The sequence below is a fragment of the Rhizobium croatiense genome, from assembly GCF_019793465.1.
GTDB lineage: Bacteria > Pseudomonadota > Alphaproteobacteria > Rhizobiales > Rhizobiaceae > Rhizobium > Rhizobium croatiense.
Map to the genome: position 1 here is coordinate 112,913 of NZ_JAILYJ010000006.1, position 16,692 is coordinate 129,604.

Consider the following 16,692-nt stretch of genomic DNA (forward strand, 5'->3'; position numbering starts at 1 on the left):
CCGCGTCCTTCGGGAGCTCCGAAAGCCTGACTAATGTCTCTTTACGCTCACTTGCGGAACCGGGGAGCTCAATTCAGCCAGATCCCTGGTCAGCCCCTCCCCGACTTCCTGCTTCACCGCCTCAAGGGCAAGATCGAGGCAATTCGTCGCGAACGGCAGTTTGACATCCTGAGCGACCTGTCGCGCATAGGCGATCATTCGCGCCAGTGCGACCAGTTCGTCCAGAGCCTCTTCCGCCCTGAGGTCAGCATTTATGTTAGCAGCCGATGTCACGCCCATGCCCATTTCTCCAACGAATTGAAGGAACAATACGCGGGCTGGCGTGGCCAAGCCCGTGAAAAAAGCGTGACACAACTCCCGGTGACGATTGCCGCATTCGTTTCACAATGCGGGCCGTGTAGGAAATGCAGTCTCGTGCAATTCCCACGGCAAATCGGCATTCACGCGGATGTCTGCGGCTGCCTGCACGGCTTTCAATAACTCCAGCGCATCGAGGCGTTTTTGATCGACGGAATGCGCGACCAGGGCCGAAAATAGTTTCGGACGATCCGGCGCAGCTATGCTCGCGCATTGCTCGACGATCGCCCGCCACGTCCGCCTCTTGAAAAAGATCGCGCTGGCGGCATCTTCAAGCTCCCGGCGCACGCCTCCTGGAAGCAATTCACGTCTTTCCATGGCATCGAGCGTGGCGCTGACATTGACCAACGGCACCGTCAACGGTTTGCTGCCGAGCGCGCTCGGCGCGTGCACGAGCGCGACGGCAGCATCATCGACCAGCCGGCCCGAGCGGTAGTCTTCGAAAATGCGGCCGATCCCGATCATGCCGAACGGATGGCATTCTGCAGCCCGCAGCGCGCCCATGCTTGCCGCCCCCAGCACCGTCACGCCAAGCGAGAGAGCGCGGAGAATTTCCTTATGCCAGACCGGCGCGGCATATTCGAAGCCGCCGTCGATCAGGCCGATGACATTGGCACCCTGTTCCGCCACAGCCAGAACATCCCCCTGCGTCGCAGGCGGCTGGACGCGTATCGCCTCGCCGGCAAGTGCGGCTGCGTCGGGAAGACTGGGACCTGCGAAAATAATCTTCAAAAGCCAATCGCCCTCGCCAGCGCCCTTGTTCCCAACCGCCGAGCACGCTCCCCTTCCGGATTTTCGAGCGCGGGAATAACGACCTTGGCGACGCTGAAGGGAAGCGTGTCCTCGCTGAGGCGCACTGCGATGACCGAGCCGATCCCTTTTATTCGCAAAGCCTCCAGCACATGCTGCAGCATCTGTGCCAGATCACGTGACCAATTTTCCGGTGCTGAGCCCGGCGATGCGGGGACTGCGTCGAAGGCTCGTCGCATCAGCGGCGGCAAGGATCTTGAAAACGTGGCCGGAGAAATATCGTCCCTGGCTCCGCTGATATATGTGAGCCGCGATTGCACGGCTTCCGTTACCGCCCGAATAGCCGCGCGCACGGGAGACGGATGGGCCCCCGTGCCGCCGGTCACCTCGACAAGGCGGATGTCCCTGCCGCCGTGGCGATGCCGCGGGTCCGGAACGCAATCCCCGGGGCCCAGCATGGCGGTGAAGCAAGGAATGGCGATGTCGCTGGTGATATCGAAGAGCCTGAGCGCCAATCCCGACGCTTCGATCTTGTCGATCAACCCGTCCAAGGCGCCATCCTGGAAACCGCGGGGATCGACGCAGCCGGCATAACGATCCGCTTCCGCGCTGACTTGCCACAGCACATGCGCGTCCCGCTCGATCCGCTCGAGCACACCTTGAAAAATCGCTTCCTCGAGGTTGTTTCCCGAGGCCAGGCCGTCGGATGACATCCAGTATCGGGCATCCCGCGTACGGTCGAGCACCACCGCTTCAAAGGGGATATAAATCTTCCCGCCGGTGAGCATATCGATGCCGGTCACCCAATCCGTCTCCTCGTCCGGCCCGAGGTCGGGTTTATGGATGGCGATCAGGCAGTCCAGCGCGTCGATCTTGTGCCCCATCGCCCGCAGGCCGGACGCGCTGCTGCGGAGCTGATCGACGAACGGTTCGCCGGCAACGGCCCGTTCCAGGGCTTCCATGACCGTGGACACCTTGGCATCGACATCGGTCAGGCCTTTCCCCTGAGCAATCACGATTGATCTAGAATTCGGGGTATATGCGCACCAGACGGGGATTCCGATGTCGTCGAGCCCGGTATGTCGCGCCACCCTGGTAACCCCGAATCTGGCCAACAAGGGCTCGACGCGGGAAAGAGTTTCCCGCGGCGATATAATCCTGTCGGAATATGTCGACTGGTTCGTCAGATGCCGGCTCAGCCGTCGACGTGGCCGGAAAGAGCGGCCTGCGCCGACGAAACGGCGACGGCCAAGTCGACGCCCTTCACGAATATGCCGCCGGCTTTGCGCAGGCTGCTCGCTGTCGCCAAATCCCCCGTCGGGTTGAGCGGCGTAACCGTGCCCGCGTCGAGATCGGCGATCCAAAGACCAGTCTCGCCCGGTATTCCTATAATGACAACTTTCGCCATGTAAATGCCCCTAAGTTATTGTTAAAAACCGGCCTTCAACAGGCCCTCCCGATACAGCTCTTTTTGCCAATGCTCCTTGAACGGAACGATGGCGAGCCACTTCTCGACGTCGAAAACCGGGTTGATGCTTTCAGCACGCTGCCGATGGAAGAGCGCCCGCTTTCGATCGCCGATCATTGCGCAACTGGCCGCGGCGATGCGATGGGCCGGCGCTTTGTCTTTCATCGCCTCGACGTAGGCGATGGCCTCCTCATACTGTTCCAGAAAGAAGCTCGCTCCCGCAGCACACCAGAGATATGCGTCAGGCGCGAGCGGATTGAGCGAAATCGCTTTTCTGATCTTGGCGAGCGCGTCACCGGGGCGGGATGCATGCACGAGCGTGTCGGCATGGCTGTAGATGACATCGGCAAAATGCGGGCTGAGCTCCTCCGCCAGATGAAGTGAGGCGACACTGGCATCGACATCGCCGAGATAGAGTTTGGTGACGCCAAGCTCGCGATGACCCGCCGCCGACGCCGGATCCCGCTCGATTGCGCGAAGCGCATTCTGCTCTGCCAGATGCAGCAGCTCGTTGTTTCCCTGCGCAGTTACGAGCCATTCACTGGTGAAGGTTCTCGCCAGTCCGGTAAATGAGGCGGAGAAATCCGCTTTATGCGACAGCGACTGCTTGAACGCCTTCCGTGCCCGGCGGATATGCGGCAAGGTCAGCTTGCTCATCAAGCTCGAGCCGACGAGATAAGCGTGATAGGCCCCAGGATTGGCTTCGAAACGTAACCGCTCCTCCTCGTTCTCAGCCAACTCACGCGCCACTGACACAGTCAGTTGCTGGGCAATCACCCGCCTTTGGCGCGGCAATATATCGGGGTTCATCGCAAAGCGGTTGGCCCAGATGATCTCGTCCGTGGGAAAGTAGATCAGCTGCGCAAACAACCCCTCTTCGGAAAATCGGGTGTCCAGAAGATAGGCGATCGAGTGCCGGGCGACCACAGCCGCCTTCTCGGAGTCACGGCGGATCTGGCCGGCCGTATGCGGCGCGACGATGGAAATGTTTCGAAGCGCGCACAGTTCTATGGTGACGTCTTCGATCAGGGCGTTGGCAAGGGCAAGTCCGGCATCGGCATGCTTGGCTGTCGGGGGAAGCAACACCAGACGAGGCAGGATCAGCGGCGGCGCCGATATGCTTTCGATGTCGGTCGGCTGGCTGCCAGGCTCGGAGCGCGTCCCCTCGACCCTTGGATGGCTGTCGCCATTTGCCAATCGGGAAAACGATGAGCCGCGGGATATCTGGTGCAGCAGCGCCCTCACCTGCTCGTCATTCGGATCCCGCTCGAGGATTTGCAGGGCGGCGCTCGAAATGATGCGCGCCGCGCCGGGCTTCTGCACTTCGGGCAGCGCCTCCAGCAATGCCTGACGCAATTGCAGCGCCTGGGCGTCCCGCTGCGCCCTGATCCAAGCATCTATCGGCCTTGTCGCCGGCTTGATATTTCCGATGAAACCGCGCTGGGCCAATTCGGCGATCGCCTGCAGCCGATCCAGCGGCGCACCGCCGGCCCGAAAGACATCCAGATCGCTGGAAACTGCCTGCATGTTGAGGCGAACCGTCGTGGCGGTGAAATCGAAGGCTATTTCAGCGCGTCCGCCGTCCATCTCGCGGATGCGAGACAGCATTTTGCGCAGATTGAGCCGCGCCAACTCCGGCTCGACGTCGCTCCATAGAAACTGTGCCAGTTCATAGCGGCTGAGCTCAGGGCTCGCCCCGGCATAGATATGGGCCATCATCAACAGACCTTTGATCGGATAGCGAACCAGCTCGCCATTCGTCTCGGTCAACCGCAGATCGCCAAATGTCTGCAGATGAAGCACGATCCATCCTCAGTTGTGCGCCACCGGATCCTGCAGCTCGCCGTCGATATCGGGCAAGCCCGTAACGGCCAGGCTTTTGGCCAATGCCACCAGTTTTTGCCTGATATTCGGATCCTCGATGGCGATAAACGCCTTGTTGAGCGCCAGTCCTTCCTTCGACGACAGGAATTTGTTCAACTCGCTCGTCTCACCTTCGATCGGTCCGGCACCGCCGTTCTCGAAGAAAAAGCCGACGGGCACGCGAAGGATTTCGGAAATGCGCTGAAGACGGCTGGCGCCGATGCGATTCGTTCCTTTTTCGTATTTCTGAATTTGCTGAAAGGTAATGCCCAGAAGTTCAGCCAAACCATGCTGGGTCATTCCGAGCGTCTTTCGCCGAACTCTCACGCGGTTGCCAACATAGACGTCGATGGAATTCGGCGATTTAGCCTTCATGAAAATAAGTCTCCCGCTTTATCAGCACGCCCGTTGTATAATGGAGAATTTGCGCAAGAATGCAACTAAAAGTAAATATTTTGTAAGGATTTTTTTCAGCGCCGCGCACAGTACAAACAACCTGTGGATTACCGCAGGCGCGCACCATGACAGCTATATAAGGAGTACATTATCGCGCAAGTCAGAGCGGAGGCGGACCGTCAAAATCTGCCTGCCGCCCTGTCTTCCTAAAGAGGCTTTTCAGCCACGGCGATCATCGACTTGGCAAGAGCAGGTATCCTTCCGACATATTCGAAACGAATACTGTGGAAACCGGCATCAAGCAGCAGCGTGCTCAGCGTGTTTCTCGACCAGAACTTGATATGTCCATGATCTTTCAGCGGCATGAAGTGATCATCCATTTTCCCAAGCGCTGCCAGGGCGACATTCTTCAGATAACCATGATAGGGCGTCGATACCACGGCGATGCCGCCAGGTTTGACCAGATCATACATCGTCGATGTGAAGGCCTTGGGATCATAGACATGCTCGACCACCTCCAGGCTGACCACAGCGTCGAAGGTGCCGTATTCCCCGGAAAGCTCGTCATAGGCCGAACCGACCTTCAACGGCAGCCCGGGGTATTTGACATTGGCTTTGGCGATGCCATCGCTTGAAGGATCGACGCCGACGACGCAATATCCCTCTTTCGCAAGAGCTGCGGCCGCCCCGCCCGTGCCGCATCCCAGATCGAAGACATCAGCCTTCGCCGAGCCGGCAAAATGGCCCTCCAGCACCCCAAGCACAGCTGGCAGGATGTAGGAATGCGCGGTTGCCGTTTTGGCGTGGATATAGGTGGTCGCGTCCAGTTCGACGGACATATCCTCTCCTTTCTGCAAGTTCGCGGCCGAACCTATAGAAAAATACGTCGAAAATTAGGTAAAACCCCGTACAACGGGATGTCGGCTAAGAATATAACCTTTAGTTTTGCAATAAAAAATTTAACCTCCGCGCGAAGTTAAAACAAAGGTCAGCAGGATCAACAGGTGGCTGCACGCGCTGAGATTGAATCGGATCCGGTGACTCTAAAATGCCACCTATAACAACAAGGACAAACTGCAGGGGCCGAGAAGCAACCGGACTGCGGTGACCCGCTTGCCAGTCACGGCCGCGGATCATCCGCGATCCTTCGCCACTGCCGCAGTGTCGGTGCCTTGGAGAGTATCAAAGTCGGGGAACTCAAAACGCTTCTGCCCAAATATGAGCGCGCGCTTCTTGCCGATGACACGCCCAACGGGGCAGAATGCCGAACAGCAAGCCAAAGATATTTAACGGATGGATGTATACTGCTGGATCAAGACAGCCCGACCGAAACCCTTCTCGCGTATCGGAGAAGATGAGCTTGCCCGAGAATCCGTCGCCCGCATATGCGAAACAGCCAGTGGGAAAACCGCGGATTCCCGTGGTCTTCTGGTTGCTGCTGACGATTTCCCTGTCGCTCATCACCGGAACTGTGCTTCTTTCCAACGACATGAAGCATTTGAGGACGATCGATCGCTATTTCGGCTTCGATCTCTTTTCATATGAGGTCAAGCCGCCGCCACCGAAGGCGCTTCCCCGCCCGGCGCCTCCGGCCTCCGTCACGCTGCCTTTACATGCCATCGAACCACCTATGGCGCAGACCGCATCAACCTTTCTCCGGACGTGGCGCATCTCAGGAGCGGCAATGTGCGCGGCCCTGCGCGACGCCGGCATCCAAACCAGCGATTGGGCGGCAGCGAGCTTCAACGCCAATACCTTCGAATGCTTTTTCGAACACAGCGGCAAACGTGAAAAGGATCAACTTCCCACTTCCATCTTCGTCATCGTTCGCGGCGACGCCGCCGGCACGATCAACAACATGCGCGTGAAGATCGTCAATCCAGAGACCGACCAGAACGGCCAGCTCGACCCGAACATCCTGCGGATTTTCGAGGTCATGCTGAGCCAACCGCAATGGCTGGATTTTCATGAAGCGCTGAACGCAATCAAGAATCTGAGGGACATCAAGGAAGACGGCTTCGGCGCCAGCATCACCTTCAGCCGCGAAGTGCTCAATCCCGACCGTTACAATTTTACGCTCTCCCTGGATGCGGCCTCGGGACCTCAAAAGAGAACAAGAAATTACTTTTCCGACAGAACCTGGCTTCCATCGCCGGAGCCGACGGCTGAGACCAACCCCGCGCAACCGGCGCCGGCATCAGGGCAATAAAATCGCGGAATGAGCGGCGGCGGACGCTGGTCGAGGCCGCACGCGGCCTGTCAGGCCGTGCGACTTGCTATCGTCGTGATGCCGGGCCAGAATTTTGTACAGCTCTTTCAAACTGTCCCCGCTCGGTCGTTCGCTGCCGTCACCGCCGGCCAGGCGCCAGACACGCTCGACCTGCAGATCCTGCGTGACCTGGGCAAGGTCGTCGTTCAGCAGGCGAATGGCATCCGCCGATCGACCCAGCTGCCGGGACATCCCCACGAGCGCTGCAAGGAGGATCACGAACACGGCGAAGACCCCGCAAACGACGGCTGCGAACCAAAGGTCATCGAGAACAGCGAGAGCGTTTCGAAGGGTCGCCATAAAAAAAACGGCATTTTGAAATGCCATATGAAAAACGCTCATCACGTCGCTGAACCAATCTTCCATCACGAGCGCCATCCGGGAAGATCTATATCTTGGCACAGGCTGAAAAGTCTAGCGGATACTAACAGTATTCGCTCCTGGGAAAGTATATTTGAGGTTGCATTACTCCGCCAAAGCAAACGCAACTCGGGACGGAACCGCCGCAAGCCGACCCGGCTGCCGCAAGTTCGGTCGCGGACATGAGAAAAGCCCACAGTGAGGGATCGAATGAACAGAAGAGGGTTCCTCGCTTCGCTTCCGCTCGCGCTGTCTTGTGTCCAGGCGGGCGCGGTCCTGGCCACGGTGCCGGCGAAAGCCGGGCTGCGCGCGCTTGCCGACAGCAAATCGTTCCGGTTCGGATCGGCAATCGACCTGCAAAATATCGGCGATCCGGGCGCCTGCGAACTCTATGTCGAGAACGTCAATTCGATAACGCCGCGCAACGAATTGAAGTGGAAAGCGACGGAAAAGAGCCCCGGCATCTTCTCCTTCGCGGGCGCCGACAGGGTGGTTGCATTCGCGCGAAATAACAACATGAGGGTTTATGGGCATACGCTGATCTGGTATCGCGTCCCGGACTGGGTGTCGGAGATCACCGACGCGCAAGCGCTTCGGACGGTCATGAACCGTCATATAAAACAGGTTGTCGCTCGCTATAAGGGGTCGATCGATGCCTGGGATGTGGTGAACGAGCCGTTGGAATATGATGCGCCCGACCTGCGGAATTGTGTTTTCCGACGCCTTCTCGGCGACGATTATATTCGCATGAGCTTCGATATGGCGCATGAGGCCGATCCGGGTGCGACGCTGGTTCTCAACGAAACGCATCTTGAGAAAAAATCCGCCATCTTCGAACAAAAGCGCGTGCACATTCTCAAAATCGTCGAGGATCTCGTCACCAGGAAGACGCCGATCAACGCGGTGGGGCTGCAGGCGCATTTCCGCCCGGGCCTCGACCGGATAGATCCAGAGGGAATGGGGCGATTCTGCGCGGCTCTGAAGGATATGGGTATTGGTGTCTATATCACCGAACTCGATGCGTCCTGCCACTTCCTGAAGCACGACCAACGCTTCACGCAGGCCGCCTACGCCGATATTTTCCGCGACGTGATCACCGTGGCGGCCGAACGCGGCGACTTGCAAGGCGTCACCGTATGGGGCATGTCGGAAAAATACGGCGAGCCCGATGAAACGGGGACCGATGCCGATGGGGCCTGCACGAAGCGCATTAATCTTTACGATGAAAACAACGCGCCGCGCAGTTCAGCTGATGGCATCAGGCAGGCAATAGAGGCGATGTGATGCGCAAGACAACGGAGACATCGACAGATTCATGAAAAAGGCAGTTATTTATGTGGAAAAATTTCTGCCTGCCAGCCAGGCATTTGTTCTCAATCAGGCGGTAGCGTTTCGTTCGTTCGAGGCTGAAATTCTTGCCGGCACGCGAATTTCCTCGGCCCACACCAGAAAATCCACTGTTCCGGTTCACGACATCCGTCGGTCGCCGATCGCGCGGGCCGGTGAACTTCTGTTGAAAATTCCGCAGATCGGCCTGCCTTTCCTCTTTCCCGCGATCGGCCAGGCCGACCTCGTTCACGCGCACTTCGGCAAGAACGGCTATGTCATCGGTCCCTTAGCGCGGGCCGCCGGCAAGCCGCTCGTGACGACGTTTCACGGCTTCGACGCCACCTATCGCGGCGATCCGAAAAAACCGGGCGGCTTCAATCAGGTGCGCTTCTTCGCCAAGGGCCGCAGCGAGATGGCCGGCTGGAACAGCTGGAACATTGCCGTTTCCGATTTCATCCGCGATCGGCTGCTGGCGCTCGGCTTCCGTGCCGACCGCGTCTATCGCCACCACATCGGCATCGATCTCGATCTCTTCAAAATGGAGCCTCGTCCCCGAAAAAAGGGGCTGGTGGTTTCCATCGCCCGTTTCGTCGACTATAAGGGCCACCGCTTCATGATCGACGCGCTATCGCGCGTGGCGGCGACCGGGACGCCGGTCGAATTCGTCATGGTGGGTCAGGGACCGCTGAAAGAGGAAATCGAGGCGCTGGCGCGTCGTTCCTTGCCAAGCGTCACGATCCATGAAAATCTGTCGCAGACTGAGATAAGGGATCTGCTGGCCAGTGCAGAGCTTTATCTCCACGGCAGCGTGACCCTCGACAATGGTCACGCAGAAGCGTTCGGCCTCGCCAATCTCGAGGCCGAGGCCGTCGGTACTCCGGTCGTCGCCTTTCGCTCGGGAGGCGTGGGCGAAGCGATCGAGGAGGGGAAAACTGGCTATCTCGTGGAGGAGCGGGATGTCGCGGGAATGGCGGAAGCGGTCGGAAGGCTGCTCAACGACCAGGCCCTGTGGACAGCCTTCAGCGCGCGGGCACCGCTTCTGGTGGCCGAGCGCTTCGACATACGTCGCCAAACGGGGATGCTCGAGGACTATTACAGTTCCGTGCTAGACGAATTTTCCAGCCGGGGTCGGACTTGATGGTGCAGACAGGAAAGAAGCCGAAGTGGGGACTGAACGTATTTCGGCCGCTGCGGAACGGAATCGTCAGGGCCAAGTGGCTCTATTATACGAAATTCTGGGGCATGGACATCGATCCGACGGCAAGCTTTTCCCTGAGCGTGCGGTTCGATAAGACCAACCCGAAAGGATTGCATATCGGCGCGGAAACCTATGTCGCCTTTGAGGCCGCGATCCTGACCCACGACCTCACGCGCGGTCTTTATCTGCACACGAGGATCGGCAAACGCTGCTTCATCGGCGCTCGCAGCATCATTTTGCCCGGCATCGAAATCGGCGACGAATGCGTCATCGGCTCGGGCTCGGTGGTAACCAAGAGCGTGCCGCCGCGCTCGCTCGTCGCCGGCAACCCGGCAAAGATAATCCGCAGCGACATCAAGATCATTTCGCGTTACGGCCGCATGGCTACGAATGACGAGCGCGATGGTTCGGTTCAGACATCCGAGTTTTCGGAATCCAGACAACCATTCTGATGGTGGGGAAATAGATATGATTCTATTAAGTGTTATTGTGCCTGCATACAATAACGAAAACGATATATCGATCATCCTGGATGCATTTTCGAAGCAGACGCTTGATGTCGATCAAGTTGAATACATAATCGTCAACAATAATAGCAAAGACAACACCAAAGGCTTCGTCAACGAATACGCCAAGAAACTACCTATAAGTGTCAGGTGCGTCGACGAAAACAATATCCAGAGTTCTTACGCCGCTCGCAACGCCGGGATTCGAGCTGCAAGCGGCAACATTCTCCTATTCACTGACTCGGACTGCGTTCCCGAACCTGAGTGGGCCGCACGAATGCTGGAAGCCTTTGACAAGCCGGATATCGGGATCGTTGGTGGTGCAATTCTAGCAAGCCACGGCGATTCTCTGGTCGAAAGATTCAGCTCCGAAGCCAACGTGCTGTCTCAGGAACACAGCCTTAAAAATCCATATCTCCCATTTTTTCAAACGGCAAACGTCGCCTACCGTCGCGAGGCTTTCCAGAAAGCCGGCCTGTTTCGCTCGCGCCTTAAGACAGGCGGCGATGCCGATATGTGCTGGCGGGTGCAGAAGAGCACCGACTTCGAGCTTCGCTACTGTGATGAAGCAAGGGTTCTTCATCGACACCGCACGACGCTGGCCGGATTAAACGAGCAATTCTCTCGCTACGGCCGGTCTGCCGTTTACCTCAACCGCCTGTATGGAACAGAAATACAGCCGGAGCCGAGAACGCAGTATTTTATCCGCAAGGGCGTTTCGTGGGCGTTTCTTCACCTTCCCATTACGCTGGCAAAACGGCTCGTTGGGCAAGCCACGAACATCGATCTGTTTCGTGAACCTTTGCGGCTTTATATTCGCTGGTGCCGCAAAACGGGCATTTCGAGTGCTGAAACCGCCGGCCTGCCCAAGGAGCTTGACATCGAATATCTCGGATAATCCAGGCTGACGCGGTATCGCGAGATCACGGCGATACTTGCCTCGATATATGAACCTGAAACGCAAATAGACCATTCGCCGTCAGACGAGGGCCTGCTGTTGAACGTTACCTATTTTTCTCTCAACTTTCCCGAGTTGACGCAGACGTTCGTTTACAACGAAATGCGGGGTCTCAAAAACCTCGCCGTCGATATTGATGTCGTCGCGTTGCGCCGACCCGCCAGCAATGTATCGAGCCTGCCGGAACAGTACGGATTTTCTGATCGCATTCGGTATGTGCAGGCGGATAAGCGTCGCCTCTCCCGTATCGCCGCGTTAGTTCGAGGAGCGATCCGGCTTCTCGCCCGCGCAGATTTCCGCACCCTCTGGCGCCTCGCCACGATGCGCGACAGCGATATAAGGTTGCCGATCTCTCAGAAATTGCGCCTAGCAGCCAGTCTGCAGCCCGGCAGCTCTCCTTCGAATGTCATTCATTGTCACTTTGGTCCGGCTGGACGCGTTGTCGCGCATTTGAAAAAACTCGGGCTTATAAAAGTTCCGATGACGACTGTCTTCCACGGCTACGATATCACCCAATATACGGATGGTCGCCCGGACATTTACCGCGAGCTCTTTGAGCAGGCGGATTTGCTTCTTCCGATCAGCGATCTCTGGCGCCGGCGTCTGATCGATCTTGGTGCGCCCGCTGAAAAAATAACGACGATACGCTTGGGGGTCGATTGCGACGCTTTCGATTATAGGCTGAGGACCATTCCCGCCGGTCAACGCACGCGTTTCATCACGATTGGACGAATGACGGAGAAGAAGGGGCATCGCTTTACCATCCAAGCGTTTTCTCAGCTTGTTTCCCGTCGCCCGGATCTCGATCTGTCCCTCGATATCGTTGGCAACGGTCCACTGTTTGACGAAATGCGAAGCCTTGCAGAAGCTTCGGGGCACTCGGACAGAATTCAGTTCCATGGAGGCCTGCCGCATCAGGAGATCAAACGCTTGCTGGACGAGGCACATATCTTTGTGCTCCCCAGCGTAACCGCCGCGGACGGAGACATGGAGGGCATCCCGGTCTCGATCATGGAAGCCATGGCGATGGGACTTCCGGTCGTAAGCACACGTCACAGCGGGATCCCGGAATTGGTGGTCGATGGGAACTCCGGACGTCTGGTCGACGAAAAAGATGTTCCTGCTCTATCAAGTGCGATGGAGGAATTGGCCAGTAGCCCCGACCTCGTAGGCACGATGGGATCGCAAGGACGGATGATCATCGAACAGGGCTACAATGAACGGAGTCAAGCTCGTTCGCTGAAGCAATCACTCCAGCAGCTTCAAACAAAAGGGATCTGACAGCTCGCCATGTTGATATTGATAGAGAACACTGTCTGTTTGAATGCGGGTGATGCAGCCATCATGCTGGCGATAATCCGGATATTGCGTCGCACGTTCGGCGAGCAGACTGAGTTTGTTGTTTTTGACAGCAATCCGGAAGTCGCCGCGCGTTACTACCCCGATATCAAGTTCCGCCCGCTGACCACACCCCTCGCAGCGCCACCGTCGATTTCGCTTCCGCTGATCGGGAAGCGCTTGGCGACACGTCTCCGTCGAAAGATTGGCGTGTTGAAAAAGCGAGAGTTCCGCAGATTGCTGACCTCCGCAAAAAACAATAACGGAAGTGTCGGCTGGAGCCCGCTTTTAACGAAGCAAACGCGGGAAAATATTGCCCTTTACGCCAAAGCGGACCTGGTTGTCTCCACAGGGGGCACATACCTGGTTGAGCACTACGATCTTTCAACTCGGTTTGAAGAATTCGAGAAGGATCTGGCACTCAATAAGCCGCTGGTGCTGTTCACACAGTCGCTCGGCCCCTTCAATAAACCGGAAAACCAACAAAGAGTTAAATCCATCATCGATCAGGTTCGAGTGGCGCTTCTGAGGGATGAAAAATCCGAAAACAATCTGCGTGCCATCGGCGTCGAGCACGATCGTCTAAAAGTGATTTCTGATAGCGTTTTTGCCTTTGCAGATATGGAACGCCTGTCAAAGCGGCAGGGATCGGAGCGATCGGAAAAACTCAAGGTCGCCGTCTCCGTCCGTGATTGGGCGCACTTTGAAGGGCTTTCACCGCAAGAAGGCATGGGTCGATATAAGAGTGCGGTCACTCAAGCGATTTCGGAGCTCGTGAAGACGAGGAATGCCGAAGTCACGTTTCTGTCGACATGTCAGGGTATTCCTGAGTACCACTATGACGACTCCATCGTCGCCCAGGCGATTGCCGATGGATTGGATGCAGAAACGCGAAAGTCGGTTTCTGTAGATTCAGGATTTTATGGTCCCGATGCCTTGCTAAAGAAAGTGACTGATTTTGATTTCGTTATCTCCACACGCATGCACATGGCCATTTTATCATTGTGTGCCGGAGTGCCGGTGCTGCCGATTTCCTACGAATTCAAGACGACTGAACTCTATCAAGGTTTGTCTCAGAGCCAATGGGTAACGGACATATCGCATATTGAACCGGTGAGCTTCACCCAACGTGTACTCGATTTCACGGGACATTTGGATGAGTTCTATCAAGCCGCGGCGCCCAGAATTCGCGAACAATCTGCATCGGCTTGGTCGGCAGGCCCCCTCATCCAGGCGTCCTTATCTTCGCAACCAGCCCACCTTGGTGCGAAAGCAATGAAGCAGGCATCATGATGACAACTGCACCCAAGCAAATAGGGGCAAAGACACTCCAGGCATCGTTTTGGTTGATGTCAGGTGTCTTCTACGGTCGGCTCGCAAATTTGGCGATGACGATCATTCTCGCGCGCATTCTCGTACCGGCAGACTTTGGTCTGGTCGCGTTGGGTACGACATTGCTGATCATCCTGACATCCGTGACCGACTTATCGCTCGCAAATGCGCTCATTCATCATCAGGACGTGAAGGAGGAGGATTACCATACCGCGTTTACGCTCAGCGCCATTCGCGGCGTTTTGCTGGCGATTGCCATGGTGATCAGCGGGTTTGTCATGGCCCACCTCTATAACGACCCGAGACTTATCGGTGTTTGTGCAGGACTCGCGTCGCGGCCCCTCTTAAGCGGGTTAGGAAGTCCTTACTACGTGACATTTTCCAAGGAACTCGACTTTGGTACGGTCGCAAAGAACGAGGCGTTGAACTATACGGCGCAGCTGGTGGTAGCCGTAGGCGTTGCTTGGCTGACCAAGAGCTATTGGGCAATCGTCGCCGGGGCGATGGCCGCGTCCATCACCGCGATCGTCGCGACCTACGTGAGAGCGCCCTACATTCCCCACTTCACTTTGTCGTCGTGGCGAAAACTCACGAATTTTTCGGTTTGGCTTACCCTGAATCAATTCGTTACGATCATCGGAAATCGCTTCGATAATTTCCTTGCCGGTGGCCTTCTCGGGATCGCGAGCTTTGGCGCATATAATGTCGGCAACAACGTTGCTGCTATGATCACGCAGTCTGCATTCCAGCCGCTGGAGCGGGTCCTATTCCCCAGTTTTGCGAAGTTGACTGGCGACAAGACAAGATTAAATGAAGCCTTCCAAAAAAGTCAGGCCTCACTGTTTGCGATCGGTTTTCCCATGGGTGTCGGCCTTGCGCTGATAGCCGAACCTTTCGTCTACCTGACACTCGGTCCGAAATGGAGCATCGCCGTCACGGTTATCCAATTCATCGCACCGGTGCTTGGAATGCAGATCGTTTTTGGCCCCTCGAACGCCCTTGCCTATGCTTTGGGCGCCACTCGGACCCTGTTTAACAGAGGTATCGTGCTTCTCATTTTTAGAGTTCCGATCGTGCTCGCCGGTCTATATTTTTTCGGACTAATCGGCTTGCTCGTTGCTAGAGTGATATCCGGCGGCATAGTGGTGTCGGTTGTCAATTTCTACATCGTCAGATCCTTAACCGGGCTCAGCCCCTGGCGGCAGCTTTTCGTGACCTGGCGATCATGGGTCAGCGGCGGTGCGATGATCCTCGCATTGTTGGCCTTGCGTGAACTGACAGGTCCGATCACGAATAATTTCGCCGCCGGTAAAGCCCTTGTCGAAACGGTGCTGCTGGGCGGCGGCGTCTATTGCTCTGTCCATGCTGTACTGTGGATAATTAGTGGCCGATCTCAAATAGGCGTGGAAGCTGAGCTGATGAAGGTAATTTCCGCCATTTTAGGACGCTTCAGGAAGCCACGTGAAAGATCCGTATAAAACCGCACGCCACATAATTCGAAAACGAGGCCCCAAGTCATGACGAATCCCAAACTTAGCGTGGTGTTCTCATCCTATAATGGCGCCAGCCGCCGGCTGCGCCACACTTTGGATTCCTTGTTGTGCCAGGAGCTTTCTCATGACCAATGGGAATTGATTGCCGTTGACAACAACAGCAATGACGGCACGTTTGATCTTTTGAAATCCTATAACGACAAGCTGCCCATCACCATCCTGCAGCACCGCACGCCCGGTAAGTCGGGGGCGCTGAACCTGGCTCTGGATCGGGTGAAGGGCGATCTCATCGTCTTTACCGATGACGATGTCCGCGCCGAACCCAACTGGCTGAAGGCGATCGTCGACTGCGCCGTCGCTCATCCGGGTTACGGCGTCTTCGGCGGCAGAATCGTTCCCGATTGGGAAAAAGAACCCAAAGACCCTTTCATCGAGTGGATTCCGATGGGATCCACCTTTGCCATCGTCGATGAAACGCAAAGCGGACCGTGTGACCCGACAAAGGTCTGGGGTCCGAATACGATCATTCGGCGAGAGCTGCTTGGCACAAGTGTGCGCTATCGCGAAGATATCGGTCCTCTTCCGGGAAAGATTTTCGCCATGGGTGAGGATGCGGAAATCATCATTCGCCTGGCGGCGAATGGCGTCAAATCCTATCGATGCGCCGAGGCCGTGGTTCATCACTGGATTCCGGCTTCCAGCGTCACCGAGGCTTGGGTACAGAAAAGAGGCGAGCGGCTTGGCTACGGCATGCCGGCGCTCTTTCCCGACGAGGTGCCTGAAGGGGTGAGATTGAGCGGAGTTCCGCTTCCGACCTGGATCGAGAGCGCGCAATGGGCTTTCCGGGCAGCGATGCTTTATCTGCTGCCGCAATCGAAGACGCGTTTTTGGGCGATCTGGAAATATTACTACATGCGCGGCTATCGCGCCGGAATTCGCCGATACGCGCCTGGGACCTTGGCGCGGTAATCGATTGGCCTGCTGCATGTTTCCTTAAATCGGAAACAATTTGAGGATAAATCATGCGGCATCTCAACGTGTTACAGCGTCTTTTGCGCGTATGAAAAGACGCGCG

Annotated in this window: 17 protein-coding genes; 9 read left to right on the plus strand and 8 right to left on the minus strand. The window is 56.8% G+C overall.

Annotated features, from left to right (window positions below; all coding sequences use genetic code 11):
- Positions 1-30 precede the first annotated feature (30 nt).
- From K6M89_RS11740 to K6M89_RS11770, 7 genes are all read right to left on the minus strand, one after another.
- Positions 31-279 carry a hypothetical protein gene (locus tag K6M89_RS11740; protein ID WP_222139552.1) on the minus strand — a complete coding sequence of 83 codons (249 nt, stop codon included), beginning with the start codon at positions 277-279 and terminating at the stop codon, positions 31-33.
- 102 nt (positions 280-381) lie between these two features.
- Positions 382-1,089 (minus strand): TfuA-like protein, encoded by a 708-nt coding sequence (locus K6M89_RS11745; RefSeq protein WP_222139553.1) that lies wholly within the window; start codon positions 1,087-1,089, stop codon positions 382-384.
- Positions 1,086-2,261 carry a YcaO-like family protein gene (locus K6M89_RS11750; RefSeq protein ID WP_222139687.1) on the minus strand — a complete coding sequence of 392 codons (1,176 nt, stop codon included), beginning with the start codon at positions 2,259-2,261 and terminating at the stop codon, positions 1,086-1,088. Before K6M89_RS11750 ends, K6M89_RS11745 begins: the two co-directional genes overlap by 4 nt.
- Before the next feature lie 41 nt (positions 2,262-2,302).
- Complete coding sequence (locus tag K6M89_RS11755; RefSeq protein WP_097578267.1) at positions 2,303-2,515, minus strand: hypothetical protein; 213 nt, start codon at positions 2,513-2,515, stop codon at positions 2,303-2,305.
- A gap of 21 nt (positions 2,516-2,536) precedes the next feature.
- A complete protein-coding gene (locus K6M89_RS11760) occupies positions 2,537-4,378 on the minus strand; it encodes a peptide antibiotic resistance protein (RefSeq protein ID WP_222139554.1) in 1,842 nt (613 codons plus the stop codon).
- Positions 4,379-4,387: 9 nt separating this feature from the next.
- Positions 4,388-4,813, minus strand: coding sequence for a helix-turn-helix domain-containing protein (locus K6M89_RS11765; protein ID WP_097578265.1), 426 nt, complete (start codon positions 4,811-4,813; stop codon positions 4,388-4,390).
- Positions 4,814-5,040: 227 nt separating this feature from the next.
- Entirely contained in the window at positions 5,041-5,673 is a 633-nt protein-coding gene (locus K6M89_RS11770) for a class I SAM-dependent methyltransferase (protein ID WP_222139555.1), read from the minus strand.
- A 515-nt stretch (positions 5,674-6,188) separates the two neighbouring features.
- Here K6M89_RS11770 and K6M89_RS11775 point away from each other — a divergent pair.
- The gene (locus tag K6M89_RS11775) at positions 6,189-7,043 is read left to right on the plus strand and encodes a DUF6030 family protein (protein ID WP_376744689.1); all 855 of its coding nucleotides are present in this window, start codon (positions 6,189-6,191) and stop codon (positions 7,041-7,043) included.
- Here K6M89_RS11775 and K6M89_RS11780 read toward each other — a convergent pair.
- Entirely contained in the window at positions 7,032-7,481 is a 450-nt protein-coding gene (locus K6M89_RS11780) for a hypothetical protein (RefSeq protein WP_246642411.1), read from the minus strand. The genes K6M89_RS11775 and K6M89_RS11780 overlap by 12 nt on opposite strands.
- 192 nt (positions 7,482-7,673) lie before the next feature.
- On the opposite strand from K6M89_RS11780, the gene K6M89_RS11785 reads away from it, so the two are divergent.
- The 8 genes from K6M89_RS11785 (at position 7,674) to K6M89_RS11820 (ending at position 16,586) form a co-directional block, all read left to right on the plus strand.
- A complete protein-coding gene (locus K6M89_RS11785; RefSeq protein WP_222139556.1) occupies positions 7,674-8,747 on the plus strand; it encodes an endo-1,4-beta-xylanase in 1,074 nt (357 codons plus the stop codon).
- Positions 8,748-8,778: 31 nt separating this feature from the next.
- Positions 8,779-9,930: a glycosyltransferase gene (locus K6M89_RS11790; protein ID WP_222139557.1), complete on the plus strand. Its 1,152-nt coding sequence runs from the start codon at positions 8,779-8,781 to the stop codon at positions 9,928-9,930.
- The gene (locus K6M89_RS11795; protein ID WP_097578258.1) at positions 9,930-10,442 is read left to right on the plus strand and encodes an acyltransferase; all 513 of its coding nucleotides are present in this window, start codon (positions 9,930-9,932) and stop codon (positions 10,440-10,442) included. The genes K6M89_RS11790 and K6M89_RS11795 overlap by 1 nt, the downstream gene beginning before the upstream one ends.
- A 16-nt stretch (positions 10,443-10,458) precedes the next feature.
- Positions 10,459-11,394 (plus strand): glycosyltransferase family 2 protein, encoded by a 936-nt coding sequence (locus K6M89_RS11800; protein ID WP_222139558.1) that lies wholly within the window; start codon positions 10,459-10,461, stop codon positions 11,392-11,394.
- Between the two features lie 99 nt (positions 11,395-11,493).
- Complete coding sequence (locus K6M89_RS11805) at positions 11,494-12,735, plus strand: glycosyltransferase (RefSeq protein WP_222139559.1); 1,242 nt, start codon at positions 11,494-11,496, stop codon at positions 12,733-12,735.
- Between the two features lie 9 nt (positions 12,736-12,744).
- Positions 12,745-14,085 (plus strand): polysaccharide pyruvyl transferase family protein, encoded by a 1,341-nt coding sequence (locus K6M89_RS11810; RefSeq protein ID WP_222139560.1) that lies wholly within the window; start codon positions 12,745-12,747, stop codon positions 14,083-14,085.
- Positions 14,082-15,602: a lipopolysaccharide biosynthesis protein gene (locus K6M89_RS11815; RefSeq protein ID WP_097578250.1), complete on the plus strand. Its 1,521-nt coding sequence runs from the start codon at positions 14,082-14,084 to the stop codon at positions 15,600-15,602. Before K6M89_RS11810 ends, K6M89_RS11815 begins: the two co-directional genes overlap by 4 nt.
- 39 nt (positions 15,603-15,641) lie before the next feature.
- Complete coding sequence (locus K6M89_RS11820) at positions 15,642-16,586, plus strand: glycosyltransferase family 2 protein (RefSeq protein ID WP_097578248.1); 945 nt, start codon at positions 15,642-15,644, stop codon at positions 16,584-16,586.
- The last annotated feature ends 106 nt before the right edge of the window (positions 16,587-16,692 follow it).